The organism is Flavobacterium davisii (assembly GCF_042182265.1).
In the GTDB taxonomy this organism is placed as follows: domain Bacteria; phylum Bacteroidota; class Bacteroidia; order Flavobacteriales; family Flavobacteriaceae; genus Flavobacterium; species Flavobacterium davisii.
On the sequence record NZ_CP097869.1, the window covers coordinates 2,772,649 to 2,789,119 of the forward strand.

The following is a 16,471-nucleotide window of genomic DNA, read 5'->3' on the forward strand; positions in this document are numbered from 1 at the left end:
TTAAGCTTCGGCAATAACTGTGTGATTTCCAATTGCTTTTTCTTGTAGTTTCACATTAATTTTGGTACCTAATGGTAGGTATAAATCTACACGTGAACCAAATTTTATAAATCCTGCATCTGTTCCTTGGATAGCTAGATCTCCTTCTTTTGCATAATTTACAATTCTTTTTGCTAAAGCTCCTGCAATTTGACGGTATAAAATTTCTCCAAAGATTTTGTTTTCAACCACTACGGAAGTACGTTCATTTTCTGTACTGGCTTTTGGATGCCAAGCTACTAAATATTTACCTGGATGATATTTGCTATACTTAACAATTCCTGAAACAGCATAACGGGTTACATGGACATTTATTGGAGACATAAAGATAGAAACCATTAAACGCTTATCTTTAAAGTATTCTTCTTCATATACTTCTTCTATTACTACGACTTTACCATCAACAGGAGCTAATATAGTATGTTCATTAGCCTGTATTTTTCTATTAGGATTTCTGAAAAATTGTAAAATCATTACATAGAGAAACAAAATTAATATTTGCACACTTAAGCGTAACCATGCAATATCAATTAAAAACTTATCAGCTAAAAATAAGCCAATAATCATTATTATCGAAGCTACTGAAATAATTTTAATTCCTTCCTTATGAAACATATCCTACAATTTTTAATAATAAATAAATAAATGGGGCTGTAAAAATAACACTATCTAATCGGTCTAATATACCTCCATGACCTGGCATAATGCTACCACTATCTTTAACTCCTGCTGAACGTTTAAATTTTGATTCTACTAAATCTCCAATTGTACCAAAAAAACTTGTAAAAAGAGCAATTAGAATCCAATATCCAATTGGAAACAAATTTACATAATATCGGCTTATTAAAAAACTAGCTAGTATAGTAAATATGGTACCACCTAAAAAGCCTTCTATTGTTTTTTTAGGCGAAATTTTTTCAAACAATTTTCTTTTCCCGAACTTTTTCCCTACCAAATAAGCAAAGGTATCATTTATCCATATCAAAATAAAGATTCCTATTATAATATGAGGGTAATGGTTTTCTTCTATTTGACCTAATTTGGTAATTAATATGAATGGAATAATAATATAACCTATCAGTACTATCCAACTTAAAGAATTTATATTTTTAATTTTATTGTCAAACAACCAATTAAAAAGAAGAATTAATACTATTAAGCTAATAATTGTTAACATCCAATTGTTAAAATGATAATTATTAAAATAAGTAAAATTTAAGTACGAAATAGTAGCTAATGAAAAAGCTAGTATTTTATTTATTCTAACTAAATTCGTAAATTCATTTACTGCTTGTAATAAAAAAAGTCCAAAAAGAATTAAAAAGGATTCTTTTGAATATAGACTAGCAGACACTAACAGAGCAACATATATAGCACCTGATAATGCACGGACTACTGTTTCGTTCATGCTATAAATCTTCTAATAAAAGTAAATATAAATTTTTTGGAGAACTTCCGTAACGAAGAAAATCTTCTTCTTTCACTTTTTCAAAATACTTAATGGTTGTAATATTAGTGGGATAATTGGTTGTATAACGTTTTTTTATTTCACGTAGTCCATCACTTTTACCAGGAACCATCTGACTAGTAGCTGCAATAACTATTATATTGTCTGGTAATTCATTTATTTTATTTTGTTTTATTTGAGTAGAAGAAAACATAATAGAACCATCTTCTGCTATAAGTCCTTCACAAGTTGCTAATAAAAATTTTGGACTTGTGACATCCGAATAGCTTATATTATTGGAATCTAACATTCCAAATAATTTAGACTCTAAACAAATGGCTTCTGATTCGAACCAATCATTTTCTTCTAAAATATTTTCAAATTGTTCATTTAATTCTGCTAAATTTTCACAGTATAAGAATTTACCTCCATTTTTTTTAAAATTTAAAGTAAACAACTCATCTACTGGTAAATTAACATTTACTTCTTGAAAAGGGTTATATTCACTTTCATTAGCTTCTTGAGAAGCATCATTACTTGACCCAAAAATTTTCCTAAAAATACTCATATATTACTTACAAATAGAAGTAGTTTGGTTTAATAGGCAAAGTTAAAAAAAACTCAATCGAATTTTAACATAAGATTGAGTTTTTTAAAGATTTTATTAACTAAGTTTTAAACAATTTCTTCTAACAAAGGTTTGTCATACGGACGTTTACCAAAAATTTCCTCTAAATCATCCTTAAAGATTACCTCTTTTTCTATTAAAATGTCTGCTAAACGTTCTAATTTTTCTTTGTTTTCTTCTAAAATGGATATAGCACGTTGATATTGTTTTTCTATTATAGTTGATATTTCCTTATCTATTGTTAAGGCTGTTTCTTCTGAATAAGGTTTAGAAAAATTATAGTCTGACTGACCAGAAGAATCATAATAGGTTACATTGCCCAATCTTTCATTGAGTCCGTATATCGTAACCATAGCACGAGCTTGTTTGGTTACTTTTTCTAAGTCACTTAAAGCTCCTGTAGAAATCATGTCAAAAACTACTTTTTCAGCTGCACGTCCTCCCATTGTTGCGCACATTTCATCTAACATTTGATGTGGTCTAACAATTTGTCTTTCTTCTGGCAGATACCAAGCTGCTCCTAAACTTTGTCCTCTTGGTACAATAGTAACTTTTACTAGTGGTGCGGCATGCTCTAACATCCAACTTACTGTGGCGTGACCAGCCTCATGAATGGCTATTGCTCTTTTTTCTTCTGCTGTTATGATTTTATTTTTCTTTTCTAAACCGCCAATAATTCGATCTACAGCATCTAAAAAGTCTTGTTTATCTACTGCTGATTTATTATTTCTAGCAGCTATCAAAGCAGCTTCATTACATACATTAGCTATATCGGCTCCTGAAAATCCTGGTGTCTGTTTTGACAAAAAGTCAGTATCTAAATCTTCTACTTTTTTCAAAGGTTTTAAATGTACGTCAAAGATTTCTTTACGTTCGCGAATATCTGGTAAATCAACGTAAATTTGTCTATCAAAGCGTCCAGCACGCATTAGTGCTTTATCTAATACATCTGCACGGTTAGTAGCTGCTAATACGATTACACTAGTATCTGTTCCAAAACCATCCATTTCAGTTAACAACTGATTTAGTGTATTTTCGCGTTCATCATTAGATCCTGAAAAATTACTTTTCCCCCTAGCTCTACCTACTGCATCTATTTCATCAATAAAAATGATAGCAGGTGATTTTTCTTTAGCTTGTTTAAATAAATCACGAACCCTAGAAGCTCCAACTCCTACAAACATTTCTACGAAATCAGATCCTGAAAGAGAAAAGAATGGAACTTTAGCTTCTCCTGCAACAGCTTTTGCTAATAATGTTTTACCTGTACCTGGAGGCCCTACTAATAAAGCTCCTTTAGGAATCTTTCCTCCTAAATCAGTATATTTTTTAGGATTTTTTAAGAACTCTACAATTTCTTGTATTTCTTCTTTAGCTCCTTCTAATCCAGCTACATCTTTAAAGGTTACTTTTACGTCTGTTTTTTCATCAAAAAGTTTAGCTTTTGAGCGTCCAATATTAAAAATTTGACCGCCACCTCCTGAACCGCCACCTGACATACGACGCATCATAAAGACCCAAAAACCAATCAAAATAAAAATAGGAAGTAATTGAATCATAAAATCAGTCCAACCACCTGATGTTTTGTATTCGTATTGCGAAATTTTATTAGCTAACTTAGCTTCTTTTAAATCTTTAGAAAAACTTCCATCTTCACCACTTATTTCAAAAGAGTAATGAGGACCTAAATTCTTACTACCTAATAGATCTTCTTTAGGTAATTTCTTATGAGCTTCTTTAGATAAAGCATTTTCTTTTAGATAAACTGTAACAAAACGATCGTTGTCGACCTCTACTTTATCCACATCGCCTGCCTCTAAAAACTCATAAAATTTAGAAACATTTGTTTTACTAGGTTCAACCCAACGAGATTGACCTGATAAATACATCGCTATAAATACAGCTCCTATCAAGCCATATATCCACCAAGGATTAAATTTAAAATTATTTTGTTTATTTTCTTTTGACATAGATACTCTAACAATTAATATTTATTTTCGATTGATGTAATTTTAGCATCTCCCCAAAGACTTTCTATGTTGTAATATTCTCTAATATGTTTTTGGAAAACATGAACTACTATATGTACGTAGTCCATCAATACCCATTCTCCATTATCAGTTCCTTCAACATGCCAAGGTTTTTCTTTGAGCTCTTTTGAAACAGCTTTTTGAACAGAATTAACAATTGCATTAACTTGTGTATTTGAGGTACCATTACAAATAACAAAATAATCACAAACTGTATTTTCTAATTCTCTAAGATCTAAAATATCTATATCATTTCCTTTTACGTCTTCAATACCTTTAATGATATTTGCTAATAAAATATCATTTCCTACTTCTTTGTTCGCCATTTATTTTGAATAATTATTTTTCGCAAAGTTATTGTTTTTTGTCTTTATTTTGAAAGATAAAAAATAGATACTTAAATTTTACTATTTCAAATTACAGTACATGAAACTAATCAAACTCAATGCCATAGATTCTACTAATGATTTTTTAAAAAAACTTTCACAAGATCAAGTACTTGAAAATTTTACTGTAGTGACTGCTAAAAGTCAATGGAAAGGCAGAGGTCAGATGGGAAGTAACTGGAACACAGAAGACAATAAAAACCTAATAACCAGTATATTAATAAAAAATACAATCAAAAAAGACATTACTATTTTTGACCTTAATATAACTATTGCAGTAACGATAAAAGAAGCTCTGGAAGACTACCATATTCCTGACTTATATATAAAATGGCCAAACGACATTATGTCAGGTAATAAAAAAATTTCGGGTATATTGATCGAAAATAATTTTAAAGGAAATCAAGAAATAGAATCTATTGTTGGTATTGGACTTAATATAAATCAAGAAAACTTTCAAAATCTTCCTCAAGCATCTTCATTAAAATGTATTACAAGTAAAGAATATGATATAGAAGCAATATTGTTTACTATACTAACAAGGTTAAAAATTAATTTAGAAAAGCTTAAAAATGATAAAATAGATTTATGGAATAGTTATCATAATTATTTATTTAAAATTAATAAGCCTGTAGCATTTGAGGATCACAATCATCATAAGTTTATGGGAATTATAAAAAAAGTTAATCAAGATGGTTTAATTGAAATTGCGTTGGAAGATGATAGTACAAAAGTATTCGGAATCAAGGAAATAAGAATGCTTTATTAATTTTTAGGAATGTGACTAAATAATTCTTTCATTTAACTTTCTTTAGTTTTTTTACTTTAACCCGGATTACGCATTAGGCTTCGTTGTGAAATAAAGTGGAATAGATTTCTAATGCGTAATCTGGGTTTAACAATCTAACCCAAATTCCGCATTAGACTTGAACGAAGTGAATTAGAGAAGCCAACCTTCTCGTACGGAATTTGAGTTTAAATAAAAAATCTAAATCGGGGACCAAACAAATTTACTATTATGAATTACCAATTTACTCGTATTTTGAGAGAATAAACGAAATATTATTTTTTATTTTGAATTGTTTTTATTGATTTAAAAGGAAATTAAATACTTTTTTCATCTAAAGCTAAATCTGATTGTGTTTTACCATGATTAGCTGGTTGTCCAAAACTATCTAAATTAACCATTGTAATAGAATCTACTGTTATAATAGTAGCTTTTGTCATTATATTTTTAACCTCACATTTCATTGTAATAGATGTCTTCCCGAATTTAATGACATCGAGTCCTATTTCTATAATGTCACCTTGTCGAGCTGAACTCATAAAATTTATTTCAGACATAAATTTTGTAACAATCTTATTATTTTTTAGAATAACTATTGAATAAAGAGCGGCTTCATCATCTATCCATGATAACAACTTTCCTCCAAAAAGAGTTCCGTTTGCGTTTAAATCTTCTGGTCTAACCCACTTATGCGTTTTGTATCTCATGATCAATTTTATTCGAGGTAATTTTAGCTATTAATAAAAGTAATTAAAATTTTATTCTGTTTGTAAGTATTATTTTTTAAGGATTTGAATCATTTCTTGACCATGTTCTTTTATTTCATTAAGGCCATTCAATCCATTTATATCCCAATATTCATATTCCATCATAATACGTTGTTTTATACTGTCAATCGTTTTACTTCCTTTATAATAATCTTTCTTTGCAGTTGGCATAAAATTGCTTAAACGTGAATTTTTGCTACCGCTAATTAAACATAAATTCCCGAAATTATCTAACCATTCTATATCTTGTTCTTTTATTTTTAAATTTTTATCAATAGGATTTTGAGGGTAATAATGTTCTACTGAACTTCTAAAGGTATACTCAAAATCTTTTATACGATTGTCTATTAATATTTTTTCTCTTTTTACTTTAAAATATTCACGATTATCTGTTCTATAATTTTGCCATAATAAATAATCCAAATAATTAAATATAAAGTTTTCTACGGTTGTTCCTTGATGAAGTTTATTTATATCAATAGCCGTTTCTATATTTTTTTGTTTTCCTTCATTTATATAAATTATTTCAAAATAATCTTTGGGATTGATTGCTAAGAATCGATCATTCAAAAATGCTTTAGCAAGATTTTCAAGATATGATTTATAGTCATTTGCTAAATTAGTTCCAGAATATTCTAAAGTAAATTTCAAAGAGGCGTTTAACCAATGTTTGTAAACTAAAGTTGGATTTGAAACATGAAACATAGATAATAGCATTAGAATTTCTCTATTAATGCCTTCTATCATTTCCACATTATCTACATCAAAAGTATTTACATAGCCTACTTTATTTCCATCATACCATTTTAATCGTTTTAAACTCCAATGATCTGATCCTTTTGTAAATTCTCTTTTTATAATGTACTTGTCAAAATATAATTTACCTTTTAACAAATTATAACCAAATTCTTTTACAAATTCTTTTTTATCATTATTCTTTAAAAAAGGATCGAACAATTCCAATAATTGTTTGTCATCTAATGGAACATTGGATTTTGTTTGTATTCTTAAAATGTGAAGTAGAAAATTTGAAAAATTAATGATTGTATTAAATCGTTCTGGGTTTTCATCTGTAGTACTTGAATTATCTGAGGTAAAATTTATATTTTTTGCAAGAAGTTGGCTTATTGTAAAAGCTTCTTCTGTAATTTGATTATTGTTTGGAATTTTTAATTTAGAATAAACATTTTCTGGGTTAATTAAATTGTTCCAATCATTCTCACCAAATAGTTCATGTCTTTGTGTAACTGAAAAACCATATTGTACGTATTTTTCCATGTTTGAAGTTGCTTCCCAAATTAAATTGAAAGCATATTTCAAATGATCTTCTTCTAAGATTTCAAGCATTTTTGCTTTTAAAATTTCGTGTTTCTCTAATTGTTCTCCACGACTATTCATTATTTCAAAATAGTGATTTAAATTTGTATCGTCAGGAACTAAAACACGTAAGATTGTAACTTTTTCAAAAAAATAGTTGCAAAAACACTCAATAGTTAAATTGTTTTCAGCCAAAATTCTTGCCAATGATTTTTTTGCATCATAATACCCTTGTTGAAGTGTAGCATTACATTCTTTATTATCTAAACTTTCTTTATTAAAAAGATATAGAAGTGTATTGGAAGCTATTTTACGGCTATCAAAAGATAAATTGAGTTTTTTATACCAAGATAAATCAATTGTTGGATATTCTTTTTTGATTACATTTAGCAATAAGGTTAATGTGGTTAAGCGCTGTTGTCCATCAATAGTTTCATAGATTACGTTGCCTTCTAGTTTTCTTTCATAAGTGATTAAAGAACCTATATAATATTGAGATATATCGGTCGTATCTTTATTTTTAATAACATAGTCTACTATATCTTGTATTAATTGTGTTATTTGAGGTTCACTCCATTCATAATTTCTTTGATAAATTGGAATTACATAATCCTCAGAACTAAATAATTCTTGAATGCTATAATATTTAGGTTGTTTATGATTCATAATATTTTAATTTCTTGAATCGTTCTACAATTTCTTCTGTTTTACTCGATCTATTTTCTTTTAAAATTTCGAATCGTAAATTTAAAATATCATGGGGCTTTATAGTTTCTTTAATTTTTTTGAATAATTGTATTTGAGAATGCCCTAGATTAAGGGCATAATTATCAACAGAATCCAGTCCAACTGCTTGTAATTTTAGGCGTAAAGAATAAGCCCAAATAAAAATTTTATCTATTACTTTTGATAGTTCTTTATCACCAAATTTATCTAGATAATAAATTAATCCACAGTAAAATAAGTTACGAATATATTTATCTCCTGTACGAAAACTACCTTCATAAGTTTTGATAATTTTTAATAAAGGATATTTTTCCTTGATTGCTTCTGATTTTAGGTTATCTATCATAATTTGATAATGTTCAATCATTTCAAAAAATCGTTTTCCATTTATAATGGTTCCATCTATCTGAAAAGGGTAAGTCATTTTTTGTTTATCAATATTCCTGTGGTATGAGCGATTGTATTCTTCGATATAAAAGTGTGTAATTCGAAGCATTTCTAGAAAAGGATAATTTTCTTCTATATCCGAACTTACACCTTTGAAAACATCCACTTCATTTTTTGAAAAATATCGTGATGAATGTCCCCTACTCCAATTTCTAATCCTAAATAAGTATTCTGAAAATAATTGTGAAAGTTTTGTGGTATCTAAACTTTCCCACTTTTCAACTGTTTTTTTACGTTCCTCTTCTGTTGAAAAATTATTCATTTCTCGGAGATGAAATGCTTTTAATAAATCGTGAGGTTCTAGATCTTTTCCTCTTGCATTTTGGGAATCAAAAAACTGAAATGCTTCTGAAATGTTGGTTAAAACTACTTCTACCAATGTACATTTATCTAAAAAGAATTCTATTAATTTTTCATCAAATTCTGCAATTCTTCTTTCAATTTGTTTGTAGTTATTTTGAATATTTGTTTTTGAAATATTATTTGTAAAAGATAAATTTAGAAGTTTTGGATTAAAATTTTTCAATATTTTATCTTCGTCTATTGTTTTTTTGTGTTTTTGGGTTATTGCGTATGCAATTAATATTAATGTTATTGTTCTTTGTTGTCCATCGACAATGTCAAAAATAGCATCATGATTATGAATAACAAGTGTTCCTAAACGATATTCTGATTTTTCTTTATGAATTAAAAGATCATCAATTAATTGATTAACATTTTTTATAGTCCATTTATAAGGTCGTTGATAACTTGGTATTTGTACGCGATCATTTGTAAGTAGATCTCTTACTTTTATTATTTTAGGCTTGTTTTCTTCCATTTAGTATTATAATCAACTCGTTTGTTTACTTCCTTTTATTCATTTAAAAAATGTGTAAGCTACACCTATCTTAACTCTATCTTAAACTGGTTTTAGATATTAAAAAGGCGATTATCATTATAAAGATAGTGAAAGAAATGATTCTAAAAAACGAGTTAATGAATTAGAATAGATGAAATTTAAAACTAGTATAAAGTAGAATAGAAGTTGTATTTAGCTTATGATTGGGTATACGTTATTTAGAAATATAATATATACAGAAAAAGAAGAAACATCCTAAATTAGAATAGGGGTATAAAAAAGAGGCATTCAAAAAATAGTTTGATTTTATTAAGCTTTATTCTAGTTATCAAAGGGTGATACTTTAAAAAGTTTAATCAAAGAAAGGAATACTCAATTCTTAAATGAAACTTTTTTAGTAGTAGACTTAGCTTTATTTTTTGATTGCCTCTTTTATTATGTTTTATAAATGGATAACTTCTCCGTAAGCATCCGCAACGGCTTCCATTACGGCTTCACTCATAGTAGGGTGTGGATGTACAGCTTTTAGTATTTCATGTCCTGTAGTTTCTAATTTGCGGGCTACAACAGCTTCTGCTATCATATCAGTTACTCCAGCACCAATCATGTGACAACCTAACCATTCTCCATATTTAGCATCAAAAATAACTTTTACAAAACCATCTTTGGTACCTGCTGCCGATGCTTTTCCTGAAGCTGAAAAAGGGAACTTGCCTACTTTTATTTCATATCCTTTTTCTTTAGCTGCTTTTTCTGTTAAACCAACTGATGCAATTTCAGGAGTTGCATAGGTACAACCTGGAATATTTCCATAATCTAAAGGATCTACATGTAAACCAGCAATTTTTTCAACACAAATAATTCCTTCTGCTGAAGCAACGTGTGCTAAAGCTTGACCTGGAGTTATATCTCCTATTGCATAATATCCTGGAATATTGGTTTGGTAATAAGCATTAACTAAAACTTTATCGCGGTCAGTAGCAATTCCTACATCTTCTAATCCTATTCCTTCAATATTTGTTTTAATTCCTACTGCAGAAAGTACAATATCTGCTTCTAATATTTCTTCTCCTTTAGCTGTCTTAACAGTTGCTTTAACTCCTGCTCCTGTTGTATCTACTTTTTCAACTGAAGCATTGGTCATGATATTAATTCCTGCTTTTTTTAAAGATCGTTCAAATTGTTTTGATATATCTTCATCTTCAACTGGAACAATATTAGGCATAAACTCTACAATTGTTACTTCCGTTCCCATTGCATTATAAAAATGTGCGAATTCAACTCCTATAGCACCTGATCCTACTACAATCATTTTTTTAGGTTGTTCAGATAATGTCATCGCTTGACGATATCCTATTACCTTTTTACCATCTTGTGGTAAATTAGGCAACTCACGTGAACGAGCCCCTGTAGCTATAATAATATGATCGGCTGTATAATCCGTTACTTTACCTTCTTTATCTGTAACTTCAACTTTTTTTCCTGGTTTAACCTTTCCAAAACCGTCAATTACATCTATTTTATTTTTTTTCATTAAGAATTGAACTCCTTTACTCATTCCTTCAGCAACACCTCTTGAGCGAGTAATAACAGCATCAAAATCTTTATCTACATTATCTGCTTTTAGACCGTAGTCAGAAGCATGCTTTAGGTAATCAAAAACTTGAGCAGACTTTAACAAGGCTTTTGTTGGTATACATCCCCAATTTAAACAAATACCTCCCAAGTTTTCTTTTTCAATAACAGCTACTTTAAAGCCTAATTGAGATGCACGAATAGCAGTAACGTAACCACCCGGTCCACTACCTAAAACTATAATATCGTATTTCATTTTATTTTGATTTTTCAAGTTTTTCAGAGCACGAAAATAAATATAATTTATGGTATAATAAAAAAATACATCAATTATGTTTTTATGTTTAACTCAAATTACACTTTAGAAATTTATTACAGATAAAAACAACTTGGAATCTGAAAATACTCCTTTTATTATCTTCAATGTTGTAAAACTAAGTTTGCTATAAAAAATCTGAAATAAGGAGGCTTGATTCTAAAATTAATAGATTGTTTAACTTTTAGGTGATTTACTTTTTACAAATATTAATCTATAAAAAATGCTCCTAAATGTTAATTTTAGGAGCATTTTTATTTTATACAATATAATTATTCTACTACAACTCGTTTGGTAGTAGAATTTTCATTTTGATTAATTTTTACTAAATAAATACCTTTAGGTAAATCATTAATAAAAATTGATTCAGAAGTAACTTCTGTTATTTCGTAAATTTTTTGACCTAAAGTTGTATAAATTTCAACTGTATATTTTTGAGCTAAATCTTCAAAAGTTATTTGGAAATTTCCTTTTGTTGGATTAGGAAATAAATTTAAATGTATGTCTTTTTTATTTTCATTAGATTTTACCACTCTATTACCTAAACCTGAGCAGTTATCAACACTATATATATCCCAATCGTTTGTTTTGTTAAAAGTGGTACTTGGTACAATTGCTGTAGCCTTTCTTCTCATTGTTTCATCTATAGAAAAATCAGCTGTACCTCCATTAAATTTACCTATAATATCTACTAAAACGCCATTTTTAAACAAACCTATAGCATCATTTCCATTATAAGCCATCTCGCCAGCAGAAGTAGATAAATTTGCTAATGCAGTAGAATAACATGTAGAAGAAATTAAACTATTAACAATAACAAATTTTCCATTATTATCTAATGTCCCTGATAATGTTAAACCAGTACTCCACGAACCTGAACCATTTGTTTGTTTTTTTATAGCGTAAGATGATAAACTAACAGGAGATCCTGTTATATTTGTAATTTCTAAAGCTTTGTTATTAGAAGTCCCTTCTAAATATTCTGAAAAATATAGATTAGTAATAGCTGTTGTACTAGCCGTAGTAGTAACATTTAGTACATTACTTGATCCTGAAGTATTTCCAGCAGCATCTTTTGCTCTTACTGTAAATGAATAATTGGTTGAAGCAGATAGACCTGTTATTGTAGCTGTCGTTCCTATTACTGAAGTTTTTAGTAAAGTTCCTTGATATATATCGTATCCTATTACTCCTACATTATCTGTTGATGCTGCCCATGATAAAACACATCCTGTAGTTGTAATATTTGAAACAGTTAAATTGTTAGGAACTGTAGGAGCAATTATATCGGTTCCAGCAGTTGTTGTAACATTTAACGCATTACTTGAATCTGAAGTATTTCCAGCAGCATCTTTTGCTCTTACTGTAAATGAATAATTGGTTGAAGCAGATAAACCTGTTATTGTAGCTGTCGTTCCTATTACTGAAGTTTTTAGTAAAGTTCCTTGATATATATCGTATCCTATTACTCCTACATTATCTGTTGATGCTGCCCATGATAAAACACATCCTGTAGTTGTAACATTTGAAACGGTTAAATTATTAGGAACTGTAGGAGCAATTATATCGGTTCCAGCAGTTGTTGTAACATTTAACGCATTACTTGAATCTGAAGTATTTCCAGCAGCATCTTTTGCTTTTACTGTAAAAGAATAAGTCGTAGAGGCTGTTAATCCTGTTATATTGGCACTAGTCCCCGCAACCGTTATTTTTAAAGCTCCATTTAAATATATATTGTAACTGGTTACTCCAACATTATCTGTAGACGCAGTCCACGATAACGTACAACTTGTTGTTGATATTCCTGAAGAGATTAGATTAGATGGTATAGAAGGAGCTGTAGTATCCGCAATAGAACCTCCCCAAATAAGGTTCACATAATTAGGATTATCAATAAATGGGTTTCTATTACCTTGACGAGCATAGATCGCATTATTTCTAGCTATTTCTCTAGGACTTACAGGATCTTGCGCATGCCATTTTAATAGCATATCTAAAAAAGGTTTTCCAAAAACTTGATTAGATGTTCCGTTAAACATTTCATAAGAGGTATAATTAGCAACTGTATTTTCATAACGAGTAGCAAAATAAAAATACATACGAGCAATATCTCCTTTGAATTCATTAATTGGTTCAAAAACGGTACCAGTATAACCTGAAACAGCACTTGATCCTAATTTTCCTCCATTTCTTGATGTCCAACTTGCAACAGCTACCATTCCATGAGGATAATTAGAACGCATTCCATTTACTTTTCCATCAGTAGGAGGAATAAAATGAGCATCTGATACCATAGGTGCTGCATTATTAAAAACAGATTGAGGAATCATGTGTTCACGATTATAGCATCCCCCTTCTACCGAATAAGTTCCACACTGATTTGTACCGTATTGGTACACATAAGGGTCTGTTCCTGTAGGGTTTTCAGAATAAACATCAATAATAGAGTTATCATTTTCATATTCTTTATCTCTATCAGAAGTCTGATAAGTAGTCCAAAGTCCCGAATAACCATTATCCGTATGTCCTTTAATAATGTTATACAATTGTGTTTTCAAAGTATAACCAGAGCCTGTAGCGGAACTGTAATAACCAGAGGGCGCTTGTGCATGCCCTACTAATGCACAAAAAAGTGCAAACAAAGTAGTTTTTGATTTCATTTGGTTGTTTTAAATTGTTTTTGGTATATAATTAAAATAAAAAAGTGGCATATAGCCACTTTTTTATTCTACGATAATTTTTTTCGTTGTAAATTGATTTCCAGCAGTTAATTTTATTAGATATAATCCTTTTGATAAACCAATTAAATTATAACTTTCGTCTGTTCTTACTGGTTTTTTACTCTTTTGTATTAACTGTCCATTTATAGTATATACCTCAATTTCATCTAACTCTATTGCAGAATTAATTTTTATCCATTCTCCATTTGATGGATTAGGGGATAAACTGATATTTGTTTGTAATTGAAATTCTAAATTAGATAAAGCTTGGCATTGTGCAGACCATATTTGACAAACATATTCAGGATGATCTATAAAAGGATTTCTATTATGTTGTACGGCGCAAACTGCATTATTTCTATCAATTTCTTTTTGACTAACTGGATCTTGAAGATGCCAATTTATCATTAAATCCAGATACCATTTTTCATAAACTTGATCATTAGATCCATCTAAAACAGTATTTCCATCAACTGTAATATTTTGCCAATTTGAAATTTTATCTTCATAACGCGTAGCCATATAAAAATAATTTCTTGCTATATCTCCTTTATATTGATCTGCGGGTTCAAAAACAATAAGATTAACAGGAGCGTTGGGGGCTATACAAATTCCTATTTTGGAATTATTATTTGTTATATAGGTAGGGGTATTGCCCACTATTCCATAAGGCATACTTCCTCTCATTCCATTATCTTTTTTATCAGTAGGCATAACATGAAATGCGTCCGTATACATTGGCATTCCTGATGAACCTCCAAACCAACTTTTAGGAAAAGTATGTTCTCTATTATATCTTTCGCATTCTACTTTTCCTCCTTTTCCGTCGTCTTGACTACCGCCTGTTAAAAGAGGAGTACCGAAAACAAAATTACAGTTTGAATATATATCCCAAACTCTTCCATCAGAATTTACATCCGAAGTATAGTATAGGTTCCATAAACCAGGCGTATAACTAATTACCGTATGATCCTTTATAATATTAAAAAGTTGTGTTTTTAAAACATAATTCATTCCTGTTGCGGAAGAATAATATGCTCTTAAATCACTCGGACAATTTTGTCCGACTGCCCAAAAGGAACTTAAAATGAAAACAAAAAAAAGATAGTTCTTTTTCATATAGAGTAATTTATAAACCTAGATTACATTTTTTTTTTCTAACAGTGCCATATAAAAGCCATCAAAACCCGTTTGATGTGCTAATATTTTATAATCGCGAATAAACATGAAATTTTTACCATTTTCTGTTGCTAAAAACTTTTGAATTTGTTCTTGATTTTCAGATGGTAATATAGAACAAGTGGCATAAACCAACTTTCCTCCTGGTTTAAGAATTTTAGAATAATTTTCTAAAACTTCTGCTTGTACCTTACGGATATTATCTATAAATTCTGGTTGCAGTTTCCACTTGCTATCTGGATTACGTTTTAAAACTCCCAAACCACTACAAGGCGCATCAATTAATACGCGATCAGCTGTTCCATAAAGTTTTTTAATTGTTTTAGAGCTTTCGATAACACGAGTTTCAACATTATGAACTCCGTTACGACGAGCTCTTAACTTCAACTGATTTAATTTACTTTCGTATAAATCTAAAGCAATCAATTGTCCTTTATTTTGCATAATAGATGCTAAATGAAGTGTCTTGCCTCCTGCTCCTGCACAAGTGTCTACTACTCGCATACCTGGTCGGACATCTAACAATGGAGCTACTAATTGTGATGAAGCATCTTGTACTTCAAACAAACCTTCTTTAAAAGCTTGAGTTAAAAAGACATTTGCGCGTTCCTTTAAAATTAAAGCATCTACCTGGTCTTTTAAAAAATCTGTCTCTATATTCAAATCCATTAAAATAGCACGTAGTTTTTCTTTAGTAGTTTTTAAAGTATTTACTCGTAAAATTACCTTAGCTTGTTCATTCTGTGCTTTAATTTCTTTACTCCAAACATCTTCTCCTAACTCTTTTAAACAAAGAGCATCCATCCAATCAGGAATAGATTCTTTTATAGCTCTTGTTTTAGAGAATTCATTAAAACGTCCTTTAATTTTACGCTCTGGAGTACCTTGTAATTGCGTCCAATCAGGTATAGGATAACCTCTTAATACAGCCCATGCTGCAAACATACGCCATAAATTTTCACGATTATAAGGTTCTTTAACATCTCCTATTTCAGCATATAAACGTTTCCATCTCACAATTTCATAGATTGTTTCTGCTACAAACTTTCTATCTGCACTCCCCCACCTTTTATCTTTTTTTAGTGCTCTTGCTACTACTTTATCCGCATATTCTCCTTCATTAAAAATGGCATTTAAAGAGTCTATAGTAGTGTAAACAAGGTTTCTATGTAATCGCATATCATTAATTTTGAGGGCGCAAATATAAGATAAAGTTATAAGCTTATAAACACTCTAACGTATTTTATTTTTAGAAAATAAAAAATT

General features: G+C 29.6%; 13 protein-coding genes. 1 reads left to right on the forward strand and 12 read right to left on the reverse strand.

Going from position 1 to position 16,471, the window contains the following annotated elements; all coding sequences use genetic code 11:
- From NAB20_RS11850 to rsfS, 5 genes are all read right to left on the reverse strand, one after another.
- The gene (locus tag NAB20_RS11850; protein ID WP_105196850.1) at positions 1-654 is read right to left on the reverse strand and encodes a phosphatidylserine decarboxylase family protein; all 654 of its coding nucleotides are present in this window, start codon (positions 652-654) and stop codon (positions 1-3) included.
- Positions 644-1,447 (reverse strand): phosphatidate cytidylyltransferase, encoded by an 804-nt coding sequence (locus tag NAB20_RS11855; protein ID WP_105196851.1) that lies wholly within the window; start codon positions 1,445-1,447, stop codon positions 644-646. Before NAB20_RS11855 ends, NAB20_RS11850 begins: the two co-directional genes overlap by 11 nt.
- A 1-nt stretch (position 1,448) precedes the next feature.
- Positions 1,449-2,054: an LUD domain-containing protein gene (locus NAB20_RS11860; protein ID WP_088393845.1), complete on the reverse strand. Its 606-nt coding sequence runs from the start codon at positions 2,052-2,054 to the stop codon at positions 1,449-1,451.
- A gap of 107 nt (positions 2,055-2,161) precedes the next feature.
- Positions 2,162-4,084, reverse strand: a complete 1,923-nt coding sequence (ftsH, locus tag NAB20_RS11865) for an ATP-dependent zinc metalloprotease FtsH (protein WP_105196852.1) — start codon at positions 4,082-4,084, stop codon at positions 2,162-2,164.
- A gap of 14 nt (positions 4,085-4,098) precedes the next feature.
- Positions 4,099-4,470, reverse strand: coding sequence for a ribosome silencing factor (rsfS, locus tag NAB20_RS11870; RefSeq protein WP_014164525.1), 372 nt, complete (start codon positions 4,468-4,470; stop codon positions 4,099-4,101).
- A gap of 100 nt (positions 4,471-4,570) precedes the next feature.
- Here rsfS and NAB20_RS11875 point away from each other — a divergent pair, with 100 nt between their 5' ends.
- Positions 4,571-5,299: a biotin--[acetyl-CoA-carboxylase] ligase gene (locus tag NAB20_RS11875; RefSeq protein WP_105196853.1), complete on the forward strand. Its 729-nt coding sequence runs from the start codon at positions 4,571-4,573 to the stop codon at positions 5,297-5,299.
- 335 nt (positions 5,300-5,634) lie between these two features.
- Here the strand turns inward: NAB20_RS11875 and NAB20_RS11880 are convergent, their stop codons facing one another.
- The 7 genes from NAB20_RS11880 to NAB20_RS11910 form a co-directional block, all read right to left on the reverse strand.
- Positions 5,635-6,024, reverse strand: coding sequence for an acyl-CoA thioesterase (locus NAB20_RS11880; RefSeq protein ID WP_105196854.1), 390 nt, complete (start codon positions 6,022-6,024; stop codon positions 5,635-5,637).
- A 69-nt stretch (positions 6,025-6,093) separates the two neighbouring features.
- Positions 6,094-8,067 (reverse strand): DUF262 domain-containing protein, encoded by a 1,974-nt coding sequence (locus NAB20_RS11885; RefSeq protein ID WP_375605176.1) that lies wholly within the window; start codon positions 8,065-8,067, stop codon positions 6,094-6,096.
- The gene (locus tag NAB20_RS11890) at positions 8,057-9,394 is read right to left on the reverse strand and encodes a DUF262 domain-containing protein (RefSeq protein ID WP_375605177.1); all 1,338 of its coding nucleotides are present in this window, start codon (positions 9,392-9,394) and stop codon (positions 8,057-8,059) included. Before NAB20_RS11890 ends, NAB20_RS11885 begins: the two co-directional genes overlap by 11 nt.
- Before the next feature lie 463 nt (positions 9,395-9,857).
- On the reverse strand, positions 9,858-11,246 hold the full coding sequence (lpdA, locus tag NAB20_RS11895; protein ID WP_088393767.1) for a dihydrolipoyl dehydrogenase: 1,389 nt from the start codon (positions 11,244-11,246) through the stop codon (positions 9,858-9,860).
- 332 nt (positions 11,247-11,578) lie between these two features.
- Positions 11,579-13,966, reverse strand: a complete 2,388-nt coding sequence (locus NAB20_RS11900) for an endonuclease (RefSeq protein WP_375605178.1) — start codon at positions 13,964-13,966, stop codon at positions 11,579-11,581.
- 63 nt (positions 13,967-14,029) lie between these two features.
- Positions 14,030-15,145, reverse strand: coding sequence for an endonuclease (locus NAB20_RS11905; RefSeq protein ID WP_375605179.1), 1,116 nt, complete (start codon positions 15,143-15,145; stop codon positions 14,030-14,032).
- 18 nt (positions 15,146-15,163) lie between these two features.
- Complete coding sequence (locus tag NAB20_RS11910) at positions 15,164-16,384, reverse strand: RsmB/NOP family class I SAM-dependent RNA methyltransferase (protein WP_375605180.1); 1,221 nt, start codon at positions 16,382-16,384, stop codon at positions 15,164-15,166.
- Positions 16,385-16,471 lie beyond the last annotated feature (87 nt).

Coding starts and splice junctions, on each gene's coding strand:
- NAB20_RS11850 (WP_105196850.1), bottom strand. CDS start 654: ATGTTTCATAAGGAAGGAATTAAAATTATTTCAGTAGCTTCGATAATA.
- NAB20_RS11855 (WP_105196851.1), bottom strand. CDS start 1,447: ATGAACGAAACAGTAGTCCGTGCATTATCAGGTGCTATATATGTTGCT.
- NAB20_RS11860 (WP_088393845.1), bottom strand. CDS start 2,054: ATGAGTATTTTTAGGAAAATTTTTGGGTCAAGTAATGATGCTTCTCAA.
- ftsH (WP_105196852.1), bottom strand. CDS start 4,084: ATGTCAAAAGAAAATAAACAAAATAATTTTAAATTTAATCCTTGGTGG.
- rsfS (WP_014164525.1), bottom strand. CDS start 4,470: ATGGCGAACAAAGAAGTAGGAAATGATATTTTATTAGCAAATATCATT.
- NAB20_RS11875 (WP_105196853.1), top strand. CDS start 4,571: ATGAAACTAATCAAACTCAATGCCATAGATTCTACTAATGATTTTTTA.
- NAB20_RS11880 (WP_105196854.1), bottom strand. CDS start 6,024: ATGAGATACAAAACGCATAAGTGGGTTAGACCAGAAGATTTAAACGCA.
- NAB20_RS11885 (WP_375605176.1), bottom strand. CDS start 8,067: ATGAATCATAAACAACCTAAATATTATAGCATTCAAGAATTATTTAGT.
- NAB20_RS11890 (WP_375605177.1), bottom strand. CDS start 9,394: ATGGAAGAAAACAAGCCTAAAATAATAAAAGTAAGAGATCTACTTACA.
- lpdA (WP_088393767.1), bottom strand. CDS start 11,246: ATGAAATACGATATTATAGTTTTAGGTAGTGGACCGGGTGGTTACGTT.
- NAB20_RS11900 (WP_375605178.1), bottom strand. CDS start 13,966: ATGAAATCAAAAACTACTTTGTTTGCACTTTTTTGTGCATTAGTAGGG.
- NAB20_RS11905 (WP_375605179.1), bottom strand. CDS start 15,145: ATGAAAAAGAACTATCTTTTTTTTGTTTTCATTTTAAGTTCCTTTTGG.
- NAB20_RS11910 (WP_375605180.1), bottom strand. CDS start 16,384: ATGCGATTACATAGAAACCTTGTTTACACTACTATAGACTCTTTAAAT.